At 51.3% G+C, this 3,006-nt stretch carries 2 protein-coding genes and 1 pseudogene; 2 read left to right on the top strand and 1 reads right to left on the bottom strand.

What is annotated here, in order from left to right:
- The first annotated feature begins 15 nt into the window (after positions 1-15).
- A complete protein-coding gene (ttcA, locus tag ACTHS3_RS11170) occupies positions 16-975 on the top strand; it encodes a tRNA 2-thiocytidine(32) synthetase TtcA (protein WP_004519719.1) in 960 nt (319 codons plus the stop codon).
- A 91-nt stretch (positions 976-1,066) separates the two neighbouring features.
- On the opposite strand, the gene ACTHS3_RS11165 is transcribed toward ttcA, so the two are convergent.
- A complete protein-coding gene (locus ACTHS3_RS11165) occupies positions 1,067-1,687 on the bottom strand; it encodes a TetR/AcrR family transcriptional regulator (RefSeq protein WP_004519720.1) in 621 nt (206 codons plus the stop codon).
- Positions 1,688-2,082: 395 nt separating this feature from the next.
- Between ACTHS3_RS11165 and ACTHS3_RS11160 the strand changes: the two are divergent.
- Positions 2,083-2,931, top strand: a pseudogene (locus ACTHS3_RS11160) (TonB-dependent receptor plug domain-containing protein); the annotation flags it as partial.
- Positions 2,932-3,006: the final 75 nt, after the last annotated feature.

The raw sequence follows: 3,006 nt of genomic DNA, 5'->3' as shown, positions 1-3,006 counted from the left end.
AAAGCACAAACAGCCATGTCCAAAAAAACCAAGCAAGAATTAGAAAACAACAAACTCAGCAAACGCCTGCGCCACGCTGTCGGCGATGCGATTAACGATTTCAACATGATCGAACCGGGCGACAAAATCATGGTCTGCCTCTCAGGCGGCAAAGACAGCTACGCCCTTTTAGACATTCTGCGCCAGCTTCAAGCCAGCGCGCCGATTGATTTCGAACTGGTCGCCGTCAATCTCGACCAAAAGCAGCCGGGCTTCCCCGAAGAAGTATTGCCAACCTATCTCGAAAGCATCGGCGTTCCCTATAAAATCGTTGAAGAAGACACTTATTCCACCGTCAAACGCGTGTTGGACGAAGGCAAAACGACTTGTTCGCTGTGCAGCCGCCTGCGCCGCGGCATCCTCTACCGCACCGCAAAAGAATTGGGCTGCACCAAAATTGCCTTAGGACACCACCGCGACGACATTCTTGCCACTATGTTCCTGAATATGTTCTACGGCGGCAAACTCAAAGCCATGCCTCCCAAACTAGTCAGCGACAACGGCGAACACATTGTCATCCGTCCTCTGGCGTATGTCAAAGAGAAGGACTTGATCAAATACGCCGAGCTGAAGCAATTCCCAATTATTCCATGCAACCTCTGCGGCTCTCAGCCCAACCTGCAACGCCAAGTCATCGGTGACATGCTGCGCGATTGGGACAAACGTTTCCCCGGCCGTATTGAGTCTATGTTCTCCGCGCTACAAAACGTCGTTCCATCACATTTGGCCGATACCGAACTTTTCGACTTTGTCGGCTTGGAACGCGGTCAAAGCCTGAAACACGGCGGCGACTTGGCATTTGACAGCGAAAAAATGCCGGAACGTTTCTCCGACGGCAGCGAAGAAGACGAAAGCGAAATCAAAATCGAGCCGCAAAAAGCTGAACGTAAAGTCATCAATATTTTGGCAAACAAACCCAAAACCTGCGGTTTATAATTCCATTTAATTTTCAGACGGCCTTTTGGTAGCTATTTACCGAAAGGCCGTCTGAATATTCATATTTGAAATTTTTTCTATTCTTTTTTATCTATTCTTTCCCTGACAAACCGTGCAGCAGCAACCCCAATATATCCTGCGGCAGCTTTTGTGGTGCAGCGGTATAAAGTGCAGTCAGTTGCGGATGGTGCATCAATATATCTGCCTGACGGATGAACAGGTCAATGAGCTCCACCGGCAAATCGGGCTGAATCAGGCGGCGTTGTTGTAGAGTATGGAAGAAGCCGCGCATAAAAGCGTATTTTTCTTCGTTCAATTCGTGGAAAAATCGCTCCAGCTCCAAATCGGTGTTCTCTTCAATGTCGCGCAGGAAAGCGGCGGAATAAAGTTCTTCAAACGATTGTTTTTGCAAGACAAACACAGCCTCGGCGGCTTCGCGCAGGCTGCATTGCCGTTCAAGCAGATTTTCAAATTCGGCACGGACGCGGTTTTTCTGCTCGGTAACAATTTCCTGCAAGAGTGCGTTTTTACCGCTGTAATATTTGTAAAAAGTGACGCGGCTGACGCTGGCCTCGGCGCAGATACTGCCTACGAATACGGCGGAAAAGCCATGTTCGCGGAATAGGCGGCGGGCGGTGTCGGCGATGGTTTGTTGTTTGCTGGCAGTCATGACGGTAAGAAGATTTTGATTTTGTTCATAAAGGTTTTTCATTAAAGTTATCCGCAAGTCGGATACTCATCATATTTCCCCACAGCGGCAATGGCAATATAACGGCTTTCAGACGGCCTCTTTCCTTATCCTTCCGCTCCGCCCTACGAATGAGGACTATCGGATGCTTGGCAGGCCAAATTCATGAAGATTACAGAATCTGCCTCCTCCAACCTTCTCCCAAAAATAGGAGAGGGATTTTTTTGGATGATTCACAAGATAAGAGGGAAGTAAAGTGAATGATAAACACTTGCATTCCTGTTTCTTATTTCTTATACTTTACATTAATAGTTTGTTTTATGTAAATGTGTAAATACAAATATTTGCATACTGACGGAGCAATTGGATTACCTGATGTTCAATCCACCCCGACGTATGCCGTCTGAAAGGATAAGGAAATGCAGAAACACACCCTCCGCCGCCTCCCCCTATTGATTGCCGCCGCTTTCGCCTCCGAATGGATTTATGCCACCGATGCGGTGCAAGATGCGGAACAGGTGCAGTTGGAAGAAGTCGTCGTCACCGGCGAACGCACCAACCGCAACGGCTTTGAAACCGCCACGTCCAACCGCGTTTTCTCCACGCCGAACATCGACCGCAGCGGCCACAATCTTTCCGCAACCGACCTGATCAAACAGACTGTGAACACGGTGGACTTGGGCAGCGGCAACGATTTGCCGACCGTGCGAGGCGTGGACGGCTCCGGCCCTGCCGTCGGCGCGGTAGCGTTCTTTGCGGGCACGCGGCCGCGCCTGAACCTGTCCATAGACGGCCGCTCCGCCACTTACAACGAATACGCCTTCGGCACGCAATCGCTGTGGGACATGCAGCAGGTGGAAGTCTTGCGCGGGCCGCAAAGCCATGTGCGCGGGCAGAACGCGGTGGCGGGCGCGGTGGTGATGCGTTCCAAAGACCCGACCGACGAATGGGAAGGCGCGCTACGCTTGGGTTTGGGCAACCAGAAAACGCGCAACATCGCCGGCGTAGTGTCCGGCCCGATTGTGAAAAACAACCTTGCCTTCCGCTTGAGCGCGGAACGGCAGCAGCGTGAAAGCTACGAGCCGTTCGTGTCCTACGAGCCGACCGGCAACCCGCGCCGCGTGGAAAACACCAACGTGCGCTTCAAACTCCTACTCACGCCCGAAAACCATCCCGATTTTTACAGCCGCCTGACGCTGAACCACATCCGTTCTCGCGCGCCGCAAAACGAAATCATGGGCAACACCGCCAGCGGCCGTTTTTTAAAAGGGGTAAGCGGATTAAATGGTTGATCTTACCTTTGCATGAGAGTGAGACAGACTAGCATCTCATCGGATTATCTG

The sequence above is a fragment of the Neisseria sp. P0009.S007 genome (genome assembly GCF_051962515.1).
This window is presented reverse-complemented; position numbering and strand designations above follow the sequence as displayed.

Bases quoted from the DNA above. Each gene is read 5' to 3' on its own strand.
- ttcA (WP_004519719.1), top strand. From the start codon at position 16: ATGTCCAAAAAAACCAAGCAAGAATTAGAAAACAACAAACTCAGCAAA.
- ACTHS3_RS11165 (WP_004519720.1), bottom strand. From the start codon at position 1,687: ATGAAAAACCTTTATGAACAAAATCAAAATCTTCTTACCGTCATGACT.